Raw genomic sequence first — 21,659 nt, 5'->3', positions numbered from 1 at the left:
TTTAGGGTGTTGGAGATGAGCACCTCTCCTTTCGCCGTGATCGTCGACATCGACGGAGCGGGCAGCCACCCTGCCGCGTGGCGGCACGCGGACGCCGAACCCGGCGAGCTGCTGAGCGCCGCCTGGGTCAGCGCGAACGTCAGCGCGGCCGAGCGCGCGGGTGTCACTGCCGTGACCTTCAGCGACCACCCCCTCCCGCCACGAGATGTCGATGGCCCGACGGCCCGCCTCGACGCCGTGCTCCAGGCGTCGTTCACCGCACCTCTCACCAGCGCGCTCGGCCTCATTCCGGTCGTGCACGGCCTCTACACCGAGCCGTTCCACCTGGCGACCCAGACGGCCACGGTCGACACGGCCTCGCTCGGGCGCGCCGGAGTACTGATCGAAGGCGACGAGGATCCCCGGATCGCCGCTCGACACGGCCGCGAACCGCTCCCGGCCCGGCTCGTCGCCGAAGAACTGACGGACGTCGTCGAGGCCATCCGCCGCCTCTGGGATACCTGGGAGGGCGACGCCGTGATCCGCGACGTCTCGACCGGCCGCTTCTTCGACCCCGCCAAAGTGCACTACGCCGACTTCGAGGGGCACCGCTTCTCGGTCAGGGGCCCGGCGATCCTGCCGCGCTCGCCGCAGGGTCAGCTGCCGGTCTTCTCCGCCCACTCGGGGATCGGCGCCGACGTGGTGCTGGTCGACGCGCCCCTCGACGCCTCGCTTGGCGCTGTCCGAGAGGCTCGCGCGGCTCATCCCGCCGACACCCGCGTGATCCTCGAACTCGAGACCGCCCTCGACCGGGCGGGGCAGACCGGCGCCGAACGCGTCGCGGCTCTGGACGAGCACGCCGTGTGGGCCGGCAGCGGTCGCGCGCGCTACGTCGGCAACGCCGAGGGGTTGGCGAGGATCCTGGTCTCTCTCACCGATGTCGTCGACGGCGTCAGGATCCGGCCCGCCGTGCTGGGCCACGACCTCGACGAGCTGGCCCGCGCCGTTCTGCCCCGCCTCCGAGATGTCGGCGTCTTCCGGTCGCCCCTCGTCGGAAGCACCCTCCGCGAGAGCCTCGGGCTCGGAGCTACCGTCAACCGATTCGCGGAGGTCTCTCGATGAGCATCCAATTGGGCGTCTTCTTTCAGGGCGTCAACTTCTCGACCGTGTGGTCGCACCCCGACAGCGGGTCGCAGACCGAGTTCGAGAGCTTCCGGCGCCTCATCGAGACCGCCGAGCGCGGGCTGTTCACGGCGTTCTTCCTCGGCGAAGGGCTGCGGTTGCGCGAACACCTGGGTGCACTCCACGCCCTCGACGTGGCGGGGCGTCCCGACGCCTTCACTCAGCTGGCGGCACTCGCGGCGATCACGCGCGACATCGGCCTGGTCGCGACGCAGAACACGACCTACAACGACCCGGTCGACCTGGCCCACCGGCTGCAGAGCCTCGACCTGCTGTCGGGCGGGCGAGCCGCCTGGAACGTCGTCACGACCGACAACGCCTGGACGGGCGAGAACTTCCGTCGCGGCGGCTACCTCGATCACTCCGATCGCTACTCGCACGCGGCTGACGTCATCGCGATCGCCCGGCGGGTCTGGGATTCCCGCGACCCGGCCGGCATCGCCGTGGATCGGCAGGCACCTCAGTGGGGAGCCGCGCCCGCGCCGTTCCAGTACGACACGGGCTACTACTCGGTCGACGCCTCGGGATCGCTGCCGCGCAGCCCCCAGGAGCACCCGGTGCTGTTCCAAGCCGGCGACTCCGGGGAGGGGCGCGACTTCGCCGCCCGCCACGCCGAAGTGATCTTCTCGGCCCACAACACGTTCGAGGCGGCTCGCGACTTCGCCCACGACATCCGCGCTCGCACGGTCGCCGCGGGGCGGCCCGCCGACGACCTCAAGATCTTCCCCGGGCAGGAGTTCATCATCGCCGACACCCTCGCGGAGGTCGACGACAAGGTGCGCTGGGTGCGCGAGAACCAGGTCACGCCGGCCACCGCGCTGGCGTTCGTCGAGCAGCTCTGGGGCACGAGCCTCGACGGGCACGACCCCGACGGAGACCTGCCGAGCTTCGACCCGGTGCAGGCCGAGACGGGCGAGACGCGCGGCGCGGGCTTCCGGGCCGCTAAAGCCCTCGAGACCGCGACGGCCTGGCGCGCCCTCGCCGAGACCAAGAAGCTGTCGCTGCGCGAACTCGTCATCGAGATCGGCACCCGTCGCGGCTTCGCGGGCACGGCCGACAGCATCGCCGACGAGCTGATCCCGTTCTCGGAGCAGCACGTCGTCGACGGATTCAACGTCAGCCCGTGGCTGGTGCCGACCGGGCTCGACGACATCGTGAACAAGCTCGTGCCCGCGATGCAGGAGCGCGGCATCTACTGGACCGAGTACCCGGGCGAAACGCTCCGCGAGAACCTGGGCCTGCGCGCCCCGCTCACCCGTCGGGGTGGTGCGGGCGTGCAGACCCCCACGGCAGCGGCACCTGAGCCCGCCGACGCCCATGGCTGACCGCGCGCAGCCGACGGTCGTCGCCATCATCGGTGCCGGACCGCGCGGGATCGGCCTCGTCGAACGCCTGGCCGAGAACCACGCCGAGTTCGGTGGCGCGCTGCACATCCGCCTCATCGACCCGCACCCGGCCGGGCCGGGGCGCATCTGGCGCTTCGACCAGTCGCCCCTCCTGAAGCTCAACTCGCTGGCCGAAGACGTCACCCTGTTCACCGACTCGTCGAGCACCATCGAGGGGCCGATCGTGCCCGGGCCCTCCCTCGCCGAGTGGGCGCGGTTGGTTCGGGACGGTCTCATCCGCGACGTGACCCCGTCGGATCCTGCGCTCGCCACCGAGCTCGCGGGCCTCGGCCCGAAGAGCTTCCCCACGAGGCGCCTGCAGAGCCTCTACCTCGACTGGTTCCTCCGGCGCACGCTGTCGCGGCTGCCGGAGGGGCTGACGGTGACACACGACGAGGATCCGGCGGTCGCCGTCGACGACCGGCCGGGCGGGCGCCAGCGCGTTCGGCTGGAGCACGGCGGCGCGATCGAGGTCGACGCGGTGGTGTACGCCCTCGGTCACTCCTCGAGCGCCCTCGACGCGGAGTCTGCGGGCCTCGCGGCGTTCGCCGGAGCCCACGACCTCTTCTACCTGCCACCGTCGTACACGGCCGATGCCGACCTCTCCGGCATCGCCGCCGGCGAGACGGTACTCGTGCGCGGGCTCGGACTCGCCGCCGTCGACCTGCTGGTGCTGCTCGGGGAGGGGCGCGGCGGTCGCTTCACGCGGGTCGAGGGGGCGCTCCGCTACACGCCGTCGGGGCGGGAGCCGCGGATCGTGATCGGCTCGGGCCGCGGTGTGCCGTACCACTCGAAGATCACCTCGGCCCTCGTGGGAGCGCCTCCGGCTCCGCGGTACTTCTCCGCTCCGATCGCCGCGTCGATCGTGGCCGCGCACGAGCGACTCGACTTTCGCGAGCACGTGTGGCCCGCCATCGCGAAAGAGATGCTGCACGGGTACTACGCCGAGCTCTTCTCGGGGCACCCGTCGCGGGTGCGCATCCCGTGGGAGTCGTTCGTGGCCCGGCTCGACGCGGTCGACCCGTTCGGCGACGATCGCCACGAGCTCGTCGCCGACGCGCTGGTCGACCCCGCAGACGAGCTCGATCTCGTGCGTTTCGATCGGCCGCTCGACGGGTTGTCTTCTGTTGGGCAGGCTTCGACCGGCGCGGCGTCTGCAGGCCTGCCCCTCGCCGACGTCGACGCCGCCGTGCGCGAGTACATCCGCGACGATCTCGACCGGCGCACTCACCCCCGGCACAGTGCCACCCAGGGCCTCTTCCTGTCGCTGCTGCAGGCGTATGGCGTCGTGCTCGGCATCGTCGACGCGCCGAACTGGACGGCCGAGTCGCGCGAACGCGACCTCGGCGGTGGGTGGGTGCGGTACTTCAGCTTTGTGTCGTCGGGGCCGCCCGGCCCCCGTCTGGAAGAGATGCTGGCGCTGGCCGAGGCCGGAATCGTCACGTTCTTCGGTGCGGGCATGACGGTCGCGGCCGACGAAGCCACTGGCCAGTTCACGGCGCGCGGCTCGAGCACGAGCGACGTCGTGACGGCCCGGGCCCTCGTCGACGCGTGGCTGCCCTCCGAGAGCGTGTCGACGAGCGACAACCCGGTGCTGCGGGATCTGGTGGAGAGCGGGGTCGGGGTCGAGCACGTGGTGTCGGATCCTGCCGTCGGTCTCGGTGGTGTCGATGGTGTCGACGCCGGTGCCGATGCTTCCGCGGCCGCGCCTCGCTTCGCCACCGGGCTCGTCTCGGTGATCGGCGCCGATGCTCGCGTCCGCCGCCCTGACGGCACCGCGCACCCCCGCCGTTTCGCCGTGGGGCCGTCTACGTCGGCGCCGTTCGTGGGCGCCTTCTCGCGCCCTCGCACGAACGCGCTCGCCTTCCGTGAGAACGACGCCGTCGCCCGTGGCGTCCTGTCCTCTGTCGCTCCCGCCACTCCCACCCCTCCGTCCGCCGAAGAGGTGAGTGTCCACGATCTGCTGATGTCAGGCGGCTCGGACTAGCCGATCGTGGACACTCACCTCTTGGACGACCACAGCAAAGGGGGCATCACGGGGCGGGCGGGAGAAACCTGCGGCAGCGAGACTCCAGTTCGGCGGGGGACGCGAGATCGTCGCCGGTGACGCGGAGGGTGCGCCAGCCGTCGTCCGCGAAGCGCTCCCGGCGGGCGATGTCGGAGCGGAACGTCGACGCCGACACTAGGTGGTAGTCGCCCTCGTACTCGATGCCGATCTTGCGGTCGCGGTAGGCCAGGTCGGGGCGCCCCAGGTAGCTGCCGTCGGCGGCGTACATGCGGCGGTTCAACTCCGGTGGTTCCAGCCGCCCGCACCGGACGATGAAGAGGCGCAGCTCCGTCTCTTTCGGCGACCACGATCGGAGTCGCACGAGTGCCAGCGCCTCTCGCAGCGCCAGGGCGCCTCGGCGCCCCTCCCACCGCTGCGCCAGCTGGGCGAGTTGCCGCAGAGTGCGAAACCGCGCCGGCCGATGGGGTGACCACTTCGATACCAGGGCGTCGCCCATGATCACGAGATCGTCGACGCCGAACGTCTCGGCGCACTGGCCCCAGGCGCGGAGCGGCGACACGATCGGCAGACCGAGGTGGTTCATCACGAGCGCGTCCGCACTGCGGTGGCCGGTAATGCCGGGCCGCCGTGGTTCGCGGGTCGGGCCGGTCGACGTCACGTGCAGGTTCGTGTCGTGGAGCGCGGTGCCCAGCGGAACCGGCAACCCCCAGAGCTGCGCGGCCGTGATGTGGCTGAAGCAGCGGCCCTCGCCGAGGAGTGGCACGAGTTCAAGGCATCGCGTCAGCAGATCCGTCGGGGTCTCGCCGGTGGAGCGCAGACCCGAGTGCGGTGACCGGAGGTCGAGGGCGCGAAGCCGATGCGCCGCCACCCCGCTCTCGAGAGCGTCGCTGACCCGAAACGCGGTGCCCCTGAGTTCGGCCGGGAGCTCTTTCTTCTGCATCCCGACATCGTCGCCGCCCCCTTCTCTTCCCCGTTTCCCTTCTCCACACCCCCCTGTCTTTCCACCCGTGCAACGGTGAGTGTCCACGATCTGCTGATGTTCGACACGCAACATCAGCAGATCGTGGACACTCACGCCCCGGGGGGAGAGGGGAGGGAGGGAGGGAGGGGTGGAGAACAGCTACTCGTTGTCGAGGGGCAGGCCGGGCGGGTTGACGAGCGACTTCTCGACGCCCTCGTCGGCGAGGTTGTAGGCCTTTAGCCACGTCTCGTACTGCCCGTGCTCGATCAGGTAGTTGATCGCGTCGGCCAGAGGCTCGGCGAGACCGCTGCCCTTCTTCGTGGTGGCGGCGATCAGACCCTGCAACGAGGATCCCGCACCCGAAAATGTGCCGGCCGTCCTCGTGGGGTTCGCCGAATCGGCGGACTGGGTGTTCTGGTAGGCGATCCCCGGGTTCGGGCCGAAGAGTGAGTCGATCTTGCCGGAGTTCAGGGCGAGGTAGGTGGAGTTGGTGTCGGGGAAGTACTTGAGGGTCAGCGTCTTGCCCTCCGTCTTCAACTTCTTCTGCCACTCGAGCAGCAGCTTCTCCTGGTTGGTGCCGGCGCTCACCGCGATGGTCTGGTCGGCCAGGTTCTCGTAGTCGCCGTCGAACTCCCACGTGCTCGACTTCTTGACCGCGAACGCGAGGTTGTCTTCGCGGTAGGAGGCGAAGTCGTATTTTTCTTTGCGCTGCTCGGTGTCGGTGATGTTCGAGAGGCCGACGTCGGTGGCTCCGGTGTCGATGCCGACGAAGAGGTTGTCCCAGGTGGCGGCCTTGATCTCGGGGTCGAGGCCGAGCACCTTGGCGACGAGGCGGCCGAGGTCGGGCTCGGAGCCGGTCTGGGTCTTCTGGTCGTCGCCGAGGTACGACAGCGGCGGGAATCCGGCGGGGAGGTTGCCGACACCGATCACGAGCTTTCCTGATTTCCGCACATCGGCCGGCAGCTCCTTTCGGATCGACTCGACCGTCGCCACGTTGATGGTGGTCTCGGTGGCGGCGCCATTCGAGGCGGCACCCACGGTGACGGAGGTCGACGAGCCCGAGGCGGAGTCCGAGCCAGTACCCGCATCCGCCGACGATGAGCAGGCGGCGAGACCGCCGACGAGGGAGGCGCTGAGCGCGAGGGCTCCGACGAGGCGGAGGCGTGAAAGCGAGCGCGCGGGTGATGGCGAGCGGAGAGGGGCGAGAGGCATTGCTGTGCTCCTGAGAGGTGGTGGAAGGGTGGTTAGAGGACGCGACGAAGGAAATCCTGCGTGCGGGGATGCGACGGGTGGTCGAGCACCTGCGCGGGCGACCCTTGCTCGATGATGCGACCGTCGTCGATGAAGACGACCTGGTCGGCGATCTCGCGGGCGAACGAGATCTCGTGGGTGACGATCACGAGCGTGGTGCCGGAGCCCGCGAGAGCACGGATCACCTCGAGCACATCCGAGACGAGCTCGGGGTCGAGAGCGCTCGTCGGCTCGTCGAACAGGATGAGGGCAGGATCCAGCGCCAACGCCCGCGCGATGGCGACGCGTTGCTTCTGCCCACCCGACAGCTCGGCCGGGTAGGCATCACCCCGGTCGCCGAGCCCGACGCGCTCGAGCAGCCGCTGTGCTACTTCGCGCGCCTCGGCCAGCGGGCGCCGGTGGGCGACCGGGGCCTCGACGACGTTCTCGAGCGCGGTCAGGTGCGGAAAGAGGTGGAAGCCCTGAAAGACGAACCCGATGCGGGAGCGCTGTCGGAGGATCGCCCGCTCCGGGAGCTCGGTGAACCGCTCGCCGTGCACCTTCACCCCGATCAGCTGGTCACCCACGGTGACGTAGCCCTCATCGAGTCGTTCCAGGTGATTTATGGTGCGAAGCAGTGTCGATTTACCGGATCCTGACGGCCCGATGATCGCCGTGACCGAGCCCGCCGGCACATCGAGATCGATCCCGTTCAGCACGGCCTTGGAGCCGAACGACTTGGTGGCGTGGCGGATCGAGACGGCACCGCCGGTGATGGTCGCGAGAGCGGTGCTCATCGGGCGACTCCCTTCGAGTAGTGGCGTTCGATGAAGTACTGCACGAGCGAGATGACACTGGTCAGCAGCAGATACCACATGGTCGCGACCACGAGCAGGGGAATGATGTCGGTCGGGTACGTGCTGCCGAGGTTCTGCACCACTCCGAAGAGGTCGAGCAGCGACACGTAGAAGAGCAGCGACGATCCCTTCAGCAGGCCGACGATCTGGTTCACGTAGGCCGGAACGATCGACCGGAGCGCCTGCGGCAGGATGATTCGAGAGAACTGGCGCCATCGGGGGAGCCCGAGAGCTTTCGCCGCCTCGTGCTGCCCGTGGTCGACCGAGAGCAGACCGGCCCGGACGATCTCGGAGGCGAACGCGATCTCGGCGAGGCTCAGACCGACGACGCCCAGGGTGATGTCGGAGAGGACCGCGACGGTCGGCACCGAGAGCTGCGGTCCGAACGGGACGCCGATGCCGATCGTCGGGTAGAGGCTGCCGAGGTTGTACAGAAAGATCAGGACGAGGATCAGGGGCACCGATCGGAACACCCACACGTACAGCCAGCTCAGCGACTTCAGCACCGGGTTGCGCGAGAGGCGAGCCACCGCCACGACGATGCCGCCGGCGAAGCTCACGACGGCCGAGATCAGCGTGACGATCAGCGTCACCTTCAGGCCGGTCAGGACGGCGGGGCTGACGACGTACTCCGGCACCTTCGCCCACTCCCACGCGGGGTTGGTGAAGAGGGTCTGCCCGAAGTTGAGCGCCACGACGACGACGAGCGCGGTGAGGATCCACTGGAGGGGGTGGCGGAGGGAGCGCACGGGGCGCCGGGCCAGTCGAAGCAGATCGTCGGATCGTGGCGGGGCGGGAGGGGGCGGCGTGCGCTTCTCGATCGTGGTGGGGGTGGACATGCCCTGCAGTGTTGCCGACGTCGGCGCTCGGCCGCTCGTGCATGACGCCAGATTTCCCGGTGTGACAGCGGGAGTCGCGCGCGGGGCGATGACGGAGGAACATGACGGCATGGGCGACCACATCGACGATCAGGATCCGACCTCGCACATCCGCGCGGCCCGCACCAGCATCAAGTGGACGCGCTACGCACCCGACGTGCTCCCGCTGTTCGTCGCCGAGATGGACCACGGCATCGCCCCCGAGATCGAAGAGGCCCTCGTGGCGCGGGTCCGGTCATCCGACCTCGGCTACCTCGACGGGCCGGGCCCCCTCGCGCCGGCCTTCGCGCAGTTTGCTCGGGATCGCTGGGGGTGGGCGCTGGATCCTGGTCGCGTCCACATCGCCACCGATGTCAGCGTCGGCATCGTCGAGACGATCCGGCTGGCCCTGCCAGACGCCGGTCGGGTCGCGATCTGCCCGCCCGTGTACCCGCCCTTCTTCGAACTCGTCGAGGAGGCCCGATGTCAGGTCGCTGAAGTACCGCTGCTCGAGAAGTGGGGCGTCTGGTCGCTCGACCTGGAGGGCCTCGAACGCACCTTCGCCGACGGGGTCGGCGTCTTCTTGCTGTGCAACCCGCACAACCCGGTCGGTCTCGTCCACTCCCGCGAGACGCTCGAGGCGCTCGCCGACCTGGCAGCGAAGTACGACGTGCTCGTCATCAGCGACGAGATCCACGGGCCTCTGACACACCCCGGCGTCGTCTTCGAGCCGTTCGCGCCGATCGCCGAGTCGCGCGGCGCCCGCTCGGTGGTCGTCACGTCGGCCAGCAAGGGCTGGAACCTCGCCGGCGTCAAATGCTCGGTCGTGGTCGCCGGCGACGACCGCACGGCCGCCCTGCTCGACACGTTCACCGACGAGGTCGCCTGTCGCACCAGCATCCTCGGCCTGCACGCCAACATCGCCGCTTTCACGCTCGCGACGGGCTGGCTCGACGATGCCATCGCGAAGATCGTCGCCAACGACCGCCTTTTGGCCCAGCTCATCGCCGATCAGCTGCCGGGCGTCGTCTATCACCGGCCCAAGGCGGGCTATCTCGCGTGGCTCGACTTCCGTGGATTAGGGCTGGGCGAGGATCCGGCGGTCCCGCTGCGAGAACACGCCTACGTGGCGCTCAACTCGGGCCTCGGATTCGGCGCCGAGGGCCGCGGCTTCGCCCGACTCAACCTCGCGTGCTCACCCGACACCCTCCGCGAGGCCGTCGCCCGGATCGCGGCCGCCTACCCGTCGAGCATGCAGGGCGCTCTCGTCTGGCACGTGGCCTAGTGCTGTCGCGGACGGCGTCAGCAGGCGCCGTCCGCAGTCAGGCGCTGCCGAGAGGACGACCACCTGCGATGATCGAGCATGTCGATCGCCCGCATCGTGATTCTGTTCGCCGTGGCCGCCGTCGCCGAGATCGGCGGAGCCTGGCTGATCTGGCAGGCCGTCCGCGAGGGGCGCGCCTGGTGGTGGGCCGGGCTCGGGATCGTCGCACTCGGCGCCTACGGGTTCATCGCGACGTTGCAGCCGAGCGCTGACTTCGGGCGGATTCTCGCCGCGTACGGCGGGGTCTTCGTCGCCGGCTCGCTGGTGTGGGCGGTCGTCGCCGACAAATTCCAGCCCGACCGCTGGGACATCACCGGAGCCATCATCTGCCTGCTCGGCGTGGCCGTGATCATGTTCGCGCCGCACGCCCGGGTCGCCGACTGACGGGCGCTTCCCGGTTGGTCAGTACGCGGTGGGAGAGCTTTAGGCGGAGCGCTTCTCGATGCGTTTCGTGAGGCGGCCGAGCAGCCAGTTGACCAGCCACCCGAGCCCGCCGACCAGGGGGAGGAAGACGATCGCGAGAGTCCACACGATCTTGACCAGGTCGCTTCGCGTCTTGTCGTTCCAGACCTGCGCGAGCGCGATCACGTCGAGGGCGACGATCGCGATGAGTACGAGCAGGTGGGAGACGCCGAAGTCACCAAACATCACTAACCATCAATTCTGCTCGGGGAAGGCTACCCCGTTGCTATCGCGCCGACCCTAGCAGGCGAGCAAACCAGGGAGGGCGAGCTACGCGGTAGGCGCCGCGAACCTCGTCGTCACACCCCGCGAATAAAGCACCGAGTCGGGCTGGCGTGAGGCCAGACCCTCGAACCCGGTCGCGGCCAGCAACTCGTCATCGAGCTCCAGCAGCTCGGCGGAGCGGAGCTCCCAGGCCGGGTGGTTGTTGGGCCAGAAGCGCGTCCGGCCAGCACGCCCGACATGCATGCCCCAGCGCGCCGTCAAGAAGTCCGCCAGCGGGTCGCCCGTGACCGTCTCGGATCCTGGGCGTATCTTCACGTGCGTGCGCGGGAGAGGGTCGCCCGTCGTCGCCCGGGGCCAGCGCCGCCGGCTGTCGTACGTGATGGCGCCGCCGCCACGGACGATGCTCATGTCGGCCCAGGTGTAGGGCAGGCCGAGACCGAGGCGCGCCGTCAGCACGGGAACGAGCTTTGCAGCCTCGAGGGTGCGGAAGACGACGCTCCGACGGCCGTCGGGGCCGATGCCGTAGAGGCGGACGTTGGTCTCGGCGAAACGGCCGAAGTAGGGCACCGGCGGCAACGGGCCGAACGCCGAGCGCGACAGCTCAAAGGGAATCAGCCCGACCCAGCTCGAGCCGTCGAAGACGTCGGGGCGTACTCCGTGCGGCAGATGCGGCTCGACGAGAGCGGGGTCGACGCGCCAATGCAGAAAGGCGAGGTCGCCCCAGAACTGCGAGATGACGGCGGGGCCGGCGAGATCGGGCGCCTTGGTCGAGACCGGTTCGGCCCCACGTGGATCGGCGCCGTGTCGATCGGCGGTGGGCGGGGTGGCAGGCATACGCCGAGCGTACGCATGACTTCGCGTTACGGGCGGGAGGACGGATCCTGAAGCGCAGTCGTACTGTCGATTCACCAGCTGACCCGACCCGAACAGGACGACCCATGACCGGCACCGCGACGACCACCCTGAAGACGCAGATCGACGAGTTCAACGACGGATTCACCGCGCAGATCGGACCGCGGCTGAGCGGCGTCTTCGCTGACGAGCAGGCCGCCCTGACGGCCTCGGGTGTGCCGGATGCCGCAGTGACGGTGGGGTCGCGGCTGCCGGACGCCAGCCTCGTCGCACCGGACGGCACGGCGGTGGCGCTCGCCGACGCTCTCGGCGCTGGGGGAGCCGTCGTCGTCTTCTACCGAGGATCCTGGTGCCCGTACTGCAACCTGACCCTGAAGCACTACCAGGAGTCGCTGTTGCCGACTCTTCGCGAGCGGGGCATCGAACTGGTCGCCATCAGCCCGCAGACTCCCGAGGGCAGCGAGCTCTCGGTCGCGAACGGGTCGCTCGAGTACACCGTGCTCTCCGACCCCGGCAACGTGCTGGTCCGTCAGCTGGGGCTCCTGACCGAGCCCAGCGCCGACGCGCGCAACGCCCACACCGACCTCGGATTCGACGTGGCCGACAGCAACGCCGATGCCACCGGCGACATCCCTTTCCCGACCGTGATCGTCGTCGACGGCGACCAGATCGTCACATTCGTCGACGTGCACGTCGACTACACGACCCGCACCGAGGTCGACACGATCGTCGCCGCGCTGCCGGGCGTCTAGCGCTCGGCGGTCGTCTGCTTCTCTCGGGCCGGAGACTTTTCTTGGACCGTGGCTGGCTCCGAGGAGTGGAGTGAACCTATCTCGACCACTTCACTCCTAGGAGCTGCCATGAACCCCATCAAATTTCTCTCCGACGTCGGCATCAAGAGCGAGCACGCCTACTGGGGCGGTTTCGCCTCCATCGTGATCGCTCTCGTCGCGTGGCTCGCGTCGCAGGGTAAAGACGCGTCTGACAAGGCGCAGTCCGACCGCTGGGGCATCTTCATCGGCCACTGGGCGCCAACCTTCTTCGCCCTGGGTCTCGCCCTGAAGCACGAAGAGAAGTAGCTCCGGCTCCCTTCCGCTTCAGCTCTCCCGCCTTTTGGCCGCTGCGACGTGGCCGGAGGTGCCGAGACTCCACAAATGGCCCATGCCGCTTGCGCGACATGGGCCATTTGTGGAGTTTCGACGCCCGGGCCAGAAAGAGGAGGAGGGGTCGAAGATGTCAGGCGGTTGCCAACTCCTCAGCCGCTGGGGCGAAGAAGTCGGCGTAGCAGACCTCGACGGGCTGCTTTGGGCGGGGCTGGCGCACCGGCATCGCATCGACGGTGGCGAGGCGCACGTCGTTCAAAAAGCCGCGGTGGCGCTTGGGGTAACCGGAGATGCGAACGGGCGGGACGTTCTCGGCGCGACGGTACATGCTCATGCGAGCACGCCCAGTGCCACGAGGACGGCCGTGATGAGGCAGCTCGTCGCAACGACGGTGGAAGCCGCGATGACCGCGAGGGTCTTGTTGCGCTCGATCTGGCGGATCTCGGAGAAGGGCGAGACCTGCGTGGTGGGGGGTCGGAGAAGGGACATCTGTTCATCTCATTTCTGACAGCCTGCACTGCCTGAGGGGAACTACTCGAACTGGACCCCGCCGTGAACCGGGGCCGGCACCGCCGTGAACCGGTGCCTGAGATGAGTATGGCCGGAGGTACCTAGCCGGTCTAGCTACAGCGACAAAGGTGCGTAATTCGGATAATCGCGCCCGGTGAGACATCGATTCTTCGATTCCTGCAGCGTCTAGCAATTACTGTGTGGCCATGGAGAATTCCACGCCATCAGCGGCCTCGGGCACCTTCGACGCGTCCGGCTTCTGGTACGACGTCACCGCCGAAGAACGTGCCACTGAGGTGCTCAACGCTCTCCGGCGTTACCGTCAGGCCGAGAAAGAGATGCGCGAGCGCACCCGCACGTCGATGAAGATGGGTGAGACCGATCTCGCTGCGATTCGCTTCCTCCTCCGGGCGCAGCGGGCTGGCGAGACGGTCTCGGCGAAGACGCTCTCGGAGCATCTCGCGATCACCACCGCGTCGACATCGGTGCTGATCAACCGACTGGTGAAGAGCGGCCACCTGCAACGTCACGCCCACCCGACCGATCGGCGCGGCGTGCTGATCACCGCCACGGGCGGCTCGGATGACGAAGTGCGCGCCACGATGGCGGGAATGCACGCGCGAATGATCTCGGCGGCCGAAAACCTCGACGCCGATGCTGCCCGGGCCGTGACGGAGTTCCTTCGCGAGATGACCGCGGCAATCGACGTCACCGACCAGTGACTGCGCTCGGCCGAGAGCGCACCTGGTTAGATCAACTAGCTAAGTCAACTAGCTATCTCAACTAGCGAAAAGCGGACTTGACCTGGGATTAAAGTACCTCGTGAGCAGCACGGTGTACAGGGGTAGAAATCGCATTCCGTTGTCTCGTACGGTGGGCGAGTCCGCCAAATCTGGTCGGCAACGACGTTCCGCGGGCCCGTGGGTAGCTTCACGGCAGGGCACCGGGTTCGCGGACGTCTCGATCGCACTCGTTATCGACGGGTGACCGCATCACCGAGGCGACACGCTTCGGGCGATGAGAAGGGCCGCACCTCTCAACACGAGGTACGGCCCTGACGATCGAGCGGGGCACTAGCTTCACGGGCAGGGGCGCCCGACGGTCGTCGCAAAGAATAAAATTCTTTGCACAGAGAAACCTACGCCGTTCTCGCTGCCCGGTCGAGCAGACTCCTACCGGGCACCCAGCGGAACGCCCGGGCACCCAGCGGAAAGCCCGGGTGTCAGTCGGCCAGCGTGAAGTCGGCAAACGAGAAGCCCGGCGACACGACACACGACACCAGCGCCTCGCCGTCCGAGGGCACGGTCCGCTGCCAGACTCCCGCAGGCACGAACCCCTGCGTCGACGAGCCATCGAGAAGGATCCCGGTCGACGCCCCGGGGGCCTCACCATCGCCGCCGAGTTCGAGCAGCACGGGATCCGGCCCGTGCCACAGCCAGATCTCGTCCGACGTCACCCGGTGCCACGCCGATGCCTCGCCGGGCGGCAGCAGGAACAGGATCAGCGTGGCTGCGGGCCGTTCGCCGCCGGGGGTCGAGGTCGCGGCGCAGGAAGTCCACGTACGTCGGTACCAGCCGCCCTCGGGGTGGGGTTCGAGGTCGAGGGCCGAGGCTCGCGGCGGGACAGCGAGCCACTCGAGGACGACGCCCTCGACCGAACACCTGGCGACTGCACCGGCGAATGGGGGCACGGGGGGAACGGCGTTCATGTGGGCTCCTTCTGGTGGCGGACGACGCCGCGGATGATCGTGGAGACGCATCGACCGGCGCCGTCCTCGACGAGTTCGGCGTACGCGTCGGGAACGGTGCGCGCATCGACGTCGAACACGGCGAGGTCGGCCCGGGCTCCCACGGCGAGATGGCCGACGCGGTCAGGCCCGACGTCGAGCCCCATCGCGTGGGCGCCGCCGAGAGTCGCCGCAGTGAGCAGGCGCTCGTGCAGGTCGTGCCGGGCGTAGCCCTGCGACCGGGCGATCAGGTGCAACGCGGTCACATCGGCCAGCGGGTCGAGCGAAGGCGACGACGACAGCGAGTCGGTGCCCACGGCGATGGCACTGCCCTCGAGCAGGTAGTCGGCGACGGGGGGAGGATCGAGGCCGATGACCGCGTTCGATCGGGGGCACAGGGCGACCGTGGTGCCGCGGGCCCGGAGCAGAGCGCGGTCGTCGGCGGTCATGTAGACGCCGTGTGCCACGTGGCAGTCGGGGCCGAGCACGCCGAGCCGGTCGACGAACGCCGTGGCGCTGGCACCGAATCCCAGCTCGCGGAGTGCCCGGAAGCTCGGCACGCCGACGAAATGCCAGGCGTCATGCCCACCCGCGGCCGAGTCGCCGGTCGACGAGCCACCCGGCTCCATTCCACGTTCGCCCTCGAACGCCGACTCGCCCAGGTGCAGGTGCAGGCGGAGCCCGCGCTGCCGGACGATGTCGGGCAGCTCCAGGAGCGGTTCGACGTCGAGCGAATACGGCGCGTGCGGCGAGAGGCCCACGCCCGGGTCCGCCGGGATCCTCCTCAGCTCGTCCAAGATCTGGTCGCGCCCGCGTTCGGCCCAGGCCTCGTTCTCCCAGTCCATCACCTCCCAGTAGGCGATGCCGCCGAGCCCGGCGTCGCCGAGCGCCGAGGCCGCCTCCATGTCGGTGACCACGTCGGAGACGCTCGTGACGCCCGCGACAATCGACAGCTCGGCGCCGCGAGCGGCCTCGGCGGCCCAGTCGTGCGGGCCCGAGTAGACGGCTCCGAACGACTTCGCCCAGTCGTCGAAGCCGTTGTACGAGCCCTCGCCGACGCTCGCCATTCCGGTGTACTGCAGGTGCGAGTGTGCGTTCACGAGACCGGGCAGGATCGCACCCGGCCAGTGCCGCTCGCTCCAGCGGAGCCGGCTCGCGCCGAGCCGATCGAGCACCCAGGAGCGCTCTCCGACGTGGAGGATTCGACCGCTCTGCACGGCGACCGCCCCGTCGAGGATCGGCGGCGCAGTCATCGGCACGACAATGCGTGCCGAGTGCACGACGACGGGCGAGAAGTCGCGGGCGGGGGTGGTCACGAGCGCGCCTCCGGGCCGAGGGGCCCAAAACGGGTGGTCCGAGGATCCGCGGAATCGCCGTCCGAGTCGCCGCCCCGGGGCGCCCTGGCCTCGGCGACCGCCCCCGGAGCCGCGATGCCCCAAGCTGCCAGGGCCTCGGTCGCGATCACCCGATCCGCCTTCGGGCCAAGCGCATGCACACCGGGCTCGAGCGTCGAGCCGCTGTCGACGAGCATGCGCACCGCCTCGAGCTGCACCGCGAACGAGAGGTCCATGATCTCGATCGGGTTGCCCTCGGCGGCGGTGATGTTGATGCAGCCACCGTCGTCAAGCAGGAGGAGGCTAGGGCCACCCGACATGGTCAGCCGTTCTATCTTGGGCACGACGGGCTCGCGAGTGGCCCCGGCCTCGGCAGCCGCGTCGAGCGCGACCTCCTGGTCGACGCCGCCCGCGACAGCGACCACGGCACCCTCGCGAGTGGCTCGCAGCACCTCGAGCGAGACCGTCTCGCGCACGCCGGTCGCCGAGACGATCAGGTCAGACTGGCTGGCAGCGACCGCGAGCTCTGCGACGTCGTACCCGGCGTACACGGCCTGGAGCGCTCGCACCGGATCGGTCTCGGCCACAGTCACGGTGAGGCCCAGTGCCGCGAGCACCTGGGCAACGCCCTCGCCCACGGGGCCGAATCCGGCGACGGTGGCGCGGGATCCTGCTCGAACCGGCGTCTCGGGCAGCGTGTCGAGCAGATCGAGAATCGCGAACACGCACGACTGGCCCGTGCCGTAGCGGTTGTCGAAGTACGTCTTCGTTCGCGCGTCGTTCACCGCGATCACGGGAATCACGAGTTCGTGTCGCCGGGCGAGGATCCGCAACGGCCGCAATCCGCTCGTCGTCTCTTCTGCTGCTCCGACCATCGTGTCGAGCGCCGGATGCCCGATCTCGTGAGCGAGCCGGATCACGTGCGACCCGTCGTCGAGAAGGAAGGCGGGTCGTCGATCGAGCAGGTATACCGCAAGGCCACGCTGCTCGGCGAGCGTGGCGCGGGAGTCGGCGAACACTTCGAGCCCCTGCGTGCGGAGGGCGTCGGCGACCTCGTCGTCGGTCTCATCGGCGTGCGCGTACACGACGACCTCGGCGCCGGCGTCGCGCAGCAGGAGGGCAAGCACGGCGGTCTTTGGTTCGAGCACCATCGCGATGCCGATCCGCACTCCGCGCACGATCCCGTCGTGGGTGAGCGCGGCTGCCAGCCGGCCCGACACCGTCATGTGGCGTCGAGCCCAGTCAATGCGGCCCGTCGCGTCGCCGCGGTTCGGGAGGGCGATGGTCGGCTCGGCGTCGTGGTCGACGGCCGCGAACCAGTCGAGATCGGCGTCGTGCCCTGCGGCGGCCGGTCGGGCGCCGAGATCGCGCAGGAGTAGGTCGAGTGCGGGGGCGGTTCCGCGGATCCTGAAGGTCTTTCCGGCGATGACCTGGTTCGTCGCCCGTGCGAACCGACGGACGGCGGACGAGGCGAGGTCGGCGTCGGTCTTTCGGTCGGCGTCGGTGCGGGTGTCGGTCTCGTCGTGTGGTGCGGCGGCATCCGGCTCGGGCATGCCATCAGTATGGCAAGGGTAGAGGCGTGCCCGGTCGCGGGGAGTGGCACCACGGCGGGGCCGGCCCCCGCGAGATGGCCGAATCTGCGGGGAGCAACGGCAGATGCCGTTGATAAGGCCATCTCGCGGCACACGTCCGGCACCCGCCGCCCGAGACGCTCTGTGACGCGACCGTCACACGTGCGGCGCGCGGGACGGTACTATCCAGACTTCACCCCCTGACCGAAGGCCCTCCCGTGACCCGACTCAGCCCCCGTTCCAGCCCCCGCACCTCGCGCCGCGTCGGCCGCCGCACAGCGGCCCTCGCCGGTGCCGCAGCGCTCCTCACGGCCGTTGCCCTCACCGCCTGCTCGAGCGGCGGCGGCAATGGCGGCAACGGCAGCAGCGACACCGTCACCGACGGCAAGCTGACGATCGCGACCGGCCAGCCCGCCTACTCGCCCTGGATCGACGACAACAAGCCCGAGTCGGGCAAGGGCTTCGAGTCTGCCGTCGCCTACGCGGTCGCCGACGAGCTCGGCTACAAGAAGTCCGACGTGGTGTGGACGCGCAGCACCTTCGACTCGGCCATCGCGCCCGGCGCGAAAGACTGGGATCTCAACATCCAGCAGTTCTCGATCACCGCTCAGCGCGAGAAGGCCGTCGACTTCTCTCCGGCCTATTACACGACCACGCAGGCCGTCGTCACGACGAGCAAGTCCGCCGCCGCGGGCGTGACCGACATCGCCGGACTGAAGGGCCTCAAGGTCGGCGTCGCGACCGGCACGACGAGCCTCACCGTCGCCAAAGACGAGCTCGGCACGACCCCGCAGGTGTTCAACTCGAACGACGACGCCGTGCTGGCACTGAAGTCGGGTCAGATCGATGCTGTCGTCACCGACCTCCCCACCGCGTTCTACATGTCGTCGGCCCAGCTCGATGACGGCAAGATCATCGGCCAGTTCGCCGACGACGGCAACGGCGACAAGTTCGGCATCGTCCTGCCCAAGGGATCGGCGCTCACTAACAAGGTGAAGACCGCGGTCGACACGCTGAAGAGCGACGGCACGCTGGAGGCCCTGACGAAGAAGTGGCTGTCGACCGAGGTCGACGTGCCGATCCTCAAGTGACAGCCGGCGATGGCGCCGCCGTCGTAGCGGCGCCTCCGTCTCAGATCGAGGTCGAGCGGCGTCTCTACCGGTCGCGGCGCGGGCGCCAGTCGATCCTGGTGAGCATCGTGTCGACCGTGGTCGTCGTGGCCCTCGTCTGGGTCGGCGTCGTCAACACTCCGGGCTGGGCGACGGTGCAGCAGTCTTTCTTCGATCCGGGCGTGGCGGTCGACACGTTCCCGAGCATCCTGCAGGGCCTGTGGCTCAACGTGCGGATCCTCTTCTTCGCGAGCATCGGCGTGGCGATCTTCGCCACGCTCCTCGCCGTGATCCGCGGTCTTCGCAGCCCGGTGTTCTTCCCGCTGCGGGTCGTCGCGACCGGCTACACCGATCTCTTTCGCGGTCTGCCGCTGATCATCGTGCTCTACCTCGTCGGCTACGGGATCCCGGGGCTCGGCATCTTCCCGCGGCTCCCGGCGGAGGTGTGGGGCACGGTCGCGATCATCGTCACCTACTCGTCGTACGTGGCCGAGGTGCTCCGTGCCGGCATGGAGGCGGTCCACCCGTCGCAGCGCCTCGCGGCCCGGTCGCTGGGGCTCTCGCACGCGCAGACGCTCCGCTTGGTCGTGCTGCCGCAGGGGCTTCGCAAGGTCACGCCCGCGCTCATGAACGACTTTGTCTCGATGCAGAAAGACGTCGGTCTGGTCTCGATCCTCGGGGCGGTCGACGCGGTCCGCGCGGCCAACATCGCTCAGGCCGAGACCTTCAACTTCACTCCGTACTTCGTCGCAGGGCTCCTGTTCGTGCTGATCAGCCTGCCGTTGATCCGCCTGACGGATGGCCTCGCGAGACGCCAACAGCGCCGCGAGCAGATCGGCGGTGCCGTATGAGCCCCGACACCCAGAGTCACCAGAATCAGAGCCGCGACGACCAGACATCAGCGTCCAGCACACCCGCCCCCGTCCTGGAGCTTCGCGGCATCCGCAAGTCGTTCGGCGACGTCGCCGTGCTCCGCGGCATCGATCTGACGCTGCACGCGCACGAGGTGATCGTCGTGATCGGAGCCTCAGGATCCGGCAAATCCACGCTCCTCAAGACCGCGAATCTGCTCGAATCCATCGATGACGGCCAGATCCTGCTCCAGGGGGCCGACATCAGCGACCCTCGCATCGACGTCGACCGCACAAGGTCGCGCATCGGTGTCGTCTTCCAGCAGTTCAACCTCTTTCCGCATCTCACCGTGCTGGCCAATGTCACGCTCGCGGCGCGCAAGGTTCACGGCGTGGCGAAGCCCGCGGCCGAGACGGAGGCCAGGCGGTTGCTGGAGCGGGTCGGTCTCGGATCCTTCGCTTCGTCGTATCCGGACCGCCTCTCGGGCGGCCAGCAGCAGCGGGTCGCGATCGTCCGGGCCATCGCCACGAACCCCGAGCTGCTGCTGCTCGACGAGGTGACGAGCGCTCTCGACCCGCTCCTGGTCGGCGAGGTGCTCGACTTGGTGACCGAGCTCAAAGAGCAGGGCTCGACCATCCTGATGACGACTCACGAGATGTCGTTCGCCCGGAAGGTCGCCGACCGCATCGTGTTCTTGCATCTCGGCGAGGTCGTCGAGGAGGGCCCGCCTGCCGAGCTGCTCGACTCGCCGCGGCACCCCGCTCTGAAGGAGTTCCTGTCGCGCGTCTCGCACTGACAACCTCGGCGGCGCCGACATGGGCGGACGCCGACAGTTTAAGCTAGCTTAACTTTGTGAGCGACTCCGAGACGACGACCCTGGCGCGCGAGCGCGGCCCGAAACCCGGTGCGCGCCCCGAGGCCCGACTGCTGTGGTTGTTGGGCCCCGCGTTCGTCGCTGCGATCGCCTACGTCGACCCCGGCAATGTCGCCGCGAACCTGACCGCCGGTGCCTCGTATGGCTACCTGCTCGTCTGGGTGCTCGTCGCCGCGAACGTGATGGCCGTGATCATCCAGTACCTGTCGGCGAAGCTCGGTCTCGTCACCGGCCGCAGCCTGCCCGAGCTGCTGGGGGAGCGGCTGCCTCGACGGCGACGGCTCCTCTTCTGGGCGCAGGCCGAGGTGATCGCCGCGGGCACCGACCTCGCCGAGGTGATCGGCGGCGCCATCGCGCTGCAGATCCTCTTCGGCGTTCCGCTACCCCTCGGCGGGCTGATCGTCGGCGTCGTCTCGATGGTGCTGCTGTCGATCCAGTCGCGTCGAGGGCAGCGACCGTTCGAGTTCGTCATCATCGCGCTTCTCGCCATCATCGCGATCGGGTTCCTCGCCGGGGTCGTCGTCAGCCCGGTCTCGTGGAGCGACGCGGCCGCCGGCATCGTGCCGCGCTTCGAGGGCACGCAGACGGTGCTGCTGGCCGCCAGCATGCTGGGCGCGACGGTGATGCCCCATGCCATCTACCTGCATTCGGGGCTCGCTCGCGACCGGCACGGCGCCACCCTCGAAGAGCCCAGGATCCGACGGCTCCTCAAAGCGACGCGCGTCGACGTCGTGCTCGCTCTTGTGCTCGCCGGCACGGTCAACGTCGCCATGCTGCTGCTCGCCGCCTCGAGCCTTCGTGGTGTCGACGGCACCGACACGATCGAGGGGGCCCACGCCGCCGTAGTGGCGGCCCTCGGCCCGGCCGTCGGGGTGATCTTCGGTGTCGGGCTCCTCGCGTCCGGCCTCGCCTCGACGTCGGTCGGGTGCTATGCCGGCTCCACGATCATGGCGGGGCTGCTGCACCTCCGCATCCCCCTCCTGGTGCGCCGAGTCGTCACCCTCATCCCGGCGCTGGTCATCCTGTCGACGGGATTCGAACCGACCCGGGCGCTCGTTCTCAGCCAGGTTTTGCTGAGCATCGGCATCCCGTTCGCGCTGGTGCCGCTGGTGAAGTACACCAGCGACCACTCGATCATGGGGGTGTTTGCAAACCACCGGATCCTGACCGTCGTCGCCTGGGTCGTTACTGCTTCGATCGGCCTGCTCAACGTGGTGCTCGTCGTGTTGACAGTGGCCGGGCCGTAGAGTCGACAGCC

At 69.0% G+C, this 21,659-nt stretch carries 23 protein-coding genes; 12 read left to right on the top strand and 11 right to left on the bottom strand.

Annotated elements, in window-relative coordinates; translation table 11 throughout:
* Positions 1-15: 15 nt before the first annotated feature.
* Genes ASF54_RS03955 through ASF54_RS03945 form a run of 3 tightly spaced genes read left to right on the top strand, consistent with a single transcriptional unit; the run spans position 16 to position 4,533 of the window.
* Complete coding sequence (locus tag ASF54_RS03955; RefSeq protein WP_055959070.1) at positions 16-1,101, top strand: LLM class flavin-dependent oxidoreductase; 1,086 nt, start codon at positions 16-18, stop codon at positions 1,099-1,101.
* Positions 1,098-2,486: an NtaA/DmoA family FMN-dependent monooxygenase gene (locus ASF54_RS03950; protein ID WP_055959067.1), complete on the top strand. Its 1,389-nt coding sequence runs from the start codon at positions 1,098-1,100 to the stop codon at positions 2,484-2,486. The genes ASF54_RS03955 and ASF54_RS03950 overlap by 4 nt, the downstream gene beginning before the upstream one ends.
* Entirely contained in the window at positions 2,479-4,533 is a 2,055-nt protein-coding gene (locus ASF54_RS03945) for an FAD/NAD(P)-binding protein (protein WP_055959063.1), read from the top strand. Before ASF54_RS03950 ends, ASF54_RS03945 begins: the two co-directional genes overlap by 8 nt.
* A gap of 46 nt (positions 4,534-4,579) precedes the next feature.
* Here the strand turns inward: ASF54_RS03945 and ASF54_RS03940 are convergent, their stop codons facing one another.
* The 4 genes from ASF54_RS03940 to ASF54_RS03925 form a co-directional block, all read right to left on the bottom strand.
* Entirely contained in the window at positions 4,580-5,494 is a 915-nt protein-coding gene (locus ASF54_RS03940; RefSeq protein ID WP_055959060.1) for a hypothetical protein, read from the bottom strand.
* Between the two features lie 180 nt (positions 5,495-5,674).
* Complete coding sequence (locus ASF54_RS03935; RefSeq protein WP_055959057.1) at positions 5,675-6,727, bottom strand: transporter substrate-binding domain-containing protein; 1,053 nt, start codon at positions 6,725-6,727, stop codon at positions 5,675-5,677.
* A 32-nt stretch (positions 6,728-6,759) separates the two neighbouring features.
* Positions 6,760-7,542 (bottom strand): amino acid ABC transporter ATP-binding protein, encoded by a 783-nt coding sequence (locus ASF54_RS03930; protein WP_055959054.1) that lies wholly within the window; start codon positions 7,540-7,542, stop codon positions 6,760-6,762.
* Positions 7,539-8,441, bottom strand: coding sequence for an amino acid ABC transporter permease (locus tag ASF54_RS03925; RefSeq protein WP_084815927.1), 903 nt, complete (start codon positions 8,439-8,441; stop codon positions 7,539-7,541). The genes ASF54_RS03930 and ASF54_RS03925 overlap by 4 nt, the downstream gene beginning before the upstream one ends.
* Before the next feature lie 109 nt (positions 8,442-8,550).
* On the opposite strand from ASF54_RS03925, the gene ASF54_RS03920 reads away from it, so the two are divergent.
* Positions 8,551-9,744, top strand: coding sequence for a MalY/PatB family protein (locus ASF54_RS03920; protein ID WP_055959051.1), 1,194 nt, complete (start codon positions 8,551-8,553; stop codon positions 9,742-9,744).
* Between the two features lie 78 nt (positions 9,745-9,822).
* Positions 9,823-10,167, top strand: coding sequence for a YnfA family protein (locus ASF54_RS03915; protein ID WP_055959049.1), 345 nt, complete (start codon positions 9,823-9,825; stop codon positions 10,165-10,167).
* A gap of 39 nt (positions 10,168-10,206) precedes the next feature.
* Here the strand turns inward: ASF54_RS03915 and ASF54_RS03910 are convergent, their stop codons facing one another.
* Together ASF54_RS03910 and ASF54_RS03905 are read right to left on the bottom strand one after the other, a co-directional pair.
* The gene (locus ASF54_RS03910) at positions 10,207-10,431 is read right to left on the bottom strand and encodes a PLDc N-terminal domain-containing protein (RefSeq protein WP_055959047.1); all 225 of its coding nucleotides are present in this window, start codon (positions 10,429-10,431) and stop codon (positions 10,207-10,209) included.
* Positions 10,432-10,515: 84 nt separating this feature from the next.
* Positions 10,516-11,304 carry a YqjF family protein gene (locus tag ASF54_RS03905; protein ID WP_084815926.1) on the bottom strand — a complete coding sequence of 263 codons (789 nt, stop codon included), beginning with the start codon at positions 11,302-11,304 and terminating at the stop codon, positions 10,516-10,518.
* A 104-nt stretch (positions 11,305-11,408) separates the two neighbouring features.
* On the opposite strand from ASF54_RS03905, the gene ASF54_RS03900 reads away from it, so the two are divergent.
* Complete coding sequence (locus ASF54_RS03900) at positions 11,409-12,074, top strand: peroxiredoxin-like family protein (protein ID WP_055959044.1); 666 nt, start codon at positions 11,409-11,411, stop codon at positions 12,072-12,074.
* Between the two features lie 108 nt (positions 12,075-12,182).
* Positions 12,183-12,401 (top strand): hypothetical protein, encoded by a 219-nt coding sequence (locus tag ASF54_RS03895; RefSeq protein WP_055959041.1) that lies wholly within the window; start codon positions 12,183-12,185, stop codon positions 12,399-12,401.
* Between the two features lie 157 nt (positions 12,402-12,558).
* On the opposite strand, the gene ASF54_RS03890 is transcribed toward ASF54_RS03895, so the two are convergent.
* The gene (locus ASF54_RS03890) at positions 12,559-12,759 is read right to left on the bottom strand and encodes a hypothetical protein (protein WP_123944480.1); all 201 of its coding nucleotides are present in this window, start codon (positions 12,757-12,759) and stop codon (positions 12,559-12,561) included.
* Complete coding sequence (locus tag ASF54_RS16280; RefSeq protein WP_157510008.1) at positions 12,756-12,914, bottom strand: hypothetical protein; 159 nt, start codon at positions 12,912-12,914, stop codon at positions 12,756-12,758. The genes ASF54_RS03890 and ASF54_RS16280 overlap by 4 nt, the downstream gene beginning before the upstream one ends.
* A gap of 227 nt (positions 12,915-13,141) precedes the next feature.
* Between ASF54_RS16280 and ASF54_RS03885 the strand changes: the two genes are divergently transcribed.
* Positions 13,142-13,657: a MarR family winged helix-turn-helix transcriptional regulator gene (locus ASF54_RS03885; protein ID WP_055959036.1), complete on the top strand. Its 516-nt coding sequence runs from the start codon at positions 13,142-13,144 to the stop codon at positions 13,655-13,657.
* Between the two features lie 500 nt (positions 13,658-14,157).
* On the opposite strand, the gene ASF54_RS03880 is transcribed toward ASF54_RS03885, so the two are convergent.
* From ASF54_RS03880 to ASF54_RS03870, 3 genes are read right to left on the bottom strand one after another with little or no spacing between them, the layout of a single operon-like run.
* On the bottom strand, positions 14,158-14,643 hold the full coding sequence (locus ASF54_RS03880) for a cupin domain-containing protein (protein ID WP_084815925.1): 486 nt from the start codon (positions 14,641-14,643) through the stop codon (positions 14,158-14,160).
* Positions 14,640-15,977, bottom strand: a complete 1,338-nt coding sequence (locus ASF54_RS03875; protein WP_326934238.1) for an amidohydrolase family protein — start codon at positions 15,975-15,977, stop codon at positions 14,640-14,642. Before ASF54_RS03875 ends, ASF54_RS03880 begins: the two co-directional genes overlap by 4 nt.
* The gene (locus ASF54_RS03870; protein ID WP_055959034.1) at positions 15,974-17,548 is read right to left on the bottom strand and encodes an adenosylhomocysteinase; all 1,575 of its coding nucleotides are present in this window, start codon (positions 17,546-17,548) and stop codon (positions 15,974-15,976) included. The genes ASF54_RS03875 and ASF54_RS03870 overlap by 4 nt, the downstream gene beginning before the upstream one ends.
* A 236-nt stretch (positions 17,549-17,784) precedes the next feature.
* On the opposite strand from ASF54_RS03870, the gene ASF54_RS03865 reads away from it, so the two are divergent.
* From ASF54_RS03865 to ASF54_RS03850, 4 genes are read left to right on the top strand one after another with little or no spacing between them, the layout of a single operon-like run.
* A complete protein-coding gene (locus ASF54_RS03865; protein WP_055959031.1) occupies positions 17,785-18,657 on the top strand; it encodes an ABC transporter substrate-binding protein in 873 nt (290 codons plus the stop codon).
* Entirely contained in the window at positions 18,654-19,526 is an 873-nt protein-coding gene (locus tag ASF54_RS03860) for an amino acid ABC transporter permease (RefSeq protein WP_055959028.1), read from the top strand. The genes ASF54_RS03865 and ASF54_RS03860 overlap by 4 nt, the downstream gene beginning before the upstream one ends.
* Complete coding sequence (locus ASF54_RS03855; RefSeq protein WP_055959025.1) at positions 19,523-20,323, top strand: amino acid ABC transporter ATP-binding protein; 801 nt, start codon at positions 19,523-19,525, stop codon at positions 20,321-20,323. Before ASF54_RS03860 ends, ASF54_RS03855 begins: the two co-directional genes overlap by 4 nt.
* 56 nt (positions 20,324-20,379) lie before the next feature.
* Positions 20,380-21,648 carry an Nramp family divalent metal transporter gene (locus tag ASF54_RS03850; protein WP_442855768.1) on the top strand — a complete coding sequence of 423 codons (1,269 nt, stop codon included), beginning with the start codon at positions 20,380-20,382 and terminating at the stop codon, positions 21,646-21,648.
* Positions 21,649-21,659: the final 11 nt, after the last annotated feature.

This window comes from Frondihabitans sp. Leaf304, assembly GCF_001423105.1.
Classification (GTDB): domain Bacteria; phylum Actinomycetota; class Actinomycetes; order Actinomycetales; family Microbacteriaceae; genus Frondihabitans.
The sequence above is the reverse complement of the archived record's forward strand: the minus strand, read 5'-3'. Positions and strand labels throughout refer to the sequence as shown.

Coding starts and splice junctions, on each gene's coding strand:
- ASF54_RS03955 (WP_055959070.1), top strand. CDS start 16: ATGAGCACCTCTCCTTTCGCCGTGATCGTCGACATCGACGGAGCGGGC.
- ASF54_RS03950 (WP_055959067.1), top strand. CDS start 1,098: ATGAGCATCCAATTGGGCGTCTTCTTTCAGGGCGTCAACTTCTCGACC.
- ASF54_RS03945 (WP_055959063.1), top strand. CDS start 2,479: ATGGCTGACCGCGCGCAGCCGACGGTCGTCGCCATCATCGGTGCCGGA.
- ASF54_RS03940 (WP_055959060.1), bottom strand. CDS start 5,494: ATGCAGAAGAAAGAGCTCCCGGCCGAACTCAGGGGCACCGCGTTTCGG.
- ASF54_RS03935 (WP_055959057.1), bottom strand. CDS start 6,727: ATGCCTCTCGCCCCTCTCCGCTCGCCATCACCCGCGCGCTCGCTTTCA.
- ASF54_RS03930 (WP_055959054.1), bottom strand. CDS start 7,542: ATGAGCACCGCTCTCGCGACCATCACCGGCGGTGCCGTCTCGATCCGC.
- ASF54_RS03925 (WP_084815927.1), bottom strand. CDS start 8,441: ATGTCCACCCCCACCACGATCGAGAAGCGCACGCCGCCCCCTCCCGCC.
- ASF54_RS03920 (WP_055959051.1), top strand. CDS start 8,551: ATGGGCGACCACATCGACGATCAGGATCCGACCTCGCACATCCGCGCG.
- ASF54_RS03915 (WP_055959049.1), top strand. CDS start 9,823: ATGTCGATCGCCCGCATCGTGATTCTGTTCGCCGTGGCCGCCGTCGCC.
- ASF54_RS03910 (WP_055959047.1), bottom strand. CDS start 10,431: ATGTTTGGTGACTTCGGCGTCTCCCACCTGCTCGTACTCATCGCGATC.
- ASF54_RS03905 (WP_084815926.1), bottom strand. CDS start 11,304: ATGCCTGCCACCCCGCCCACCGCCGATCGACACGGCGCCGATCCACGT.
- ASF54_RS03900 (WP_055959044.1), top strand. CDS start 11,409: ATGACCGGCACCGCGACGACCACCCTGAAGACGCAGATCGACGAGTTC.
- ASF54_RS03895 (WP_055959041.1), top strand. CDS start 12,183: ATGAACCCCATCAAATTTCTCTCCGACGTCGGCATCAAGAGCGAGCAC.
- ASF54_RS03890 (WP_123944480.1), bottom strand. CDS start 12,759: ATGAGCATGTACCGTCGCGCCGAGAACGTCCCGCCCGTTCGCATCTCC.
- ASF54_RS16280 (WP_157510008.1), bottom strand. CDS start 12,914: ATGTCCCTTCTCCGACCCCCCACCACGCAGGTCTCGCCCTTCTCCGAG.
- ASF54_RS03885 (WP_055959036.1), top strand. CDS start 13,142: ATGGAGAATTCCACGCCATCAGCGGCCTCGGGCACCTTCGACGCGTCC.
- ASF54_RS03880 (WP_084815925.1), bottom strand. CDS start 14,643: ATGAACGCCGTTCCCCCCGTGCCCCCATTCGCCGGTGCAGTCGCCAGG.
- ASF54_RS03870 (WP_055959034.1), bottom strand. CDS start 17,548: ATGCCCGAGCCGGATGCCGCCGCACCACACGACGAGACCGACACCCGC.
- ASF54_RS03855 (WP_055959025.1), top strand. CDS start 19,523: ATGAGCCCCGACACCCAGAGTCACCAGAATCAGAGCCGCGACGACCAG.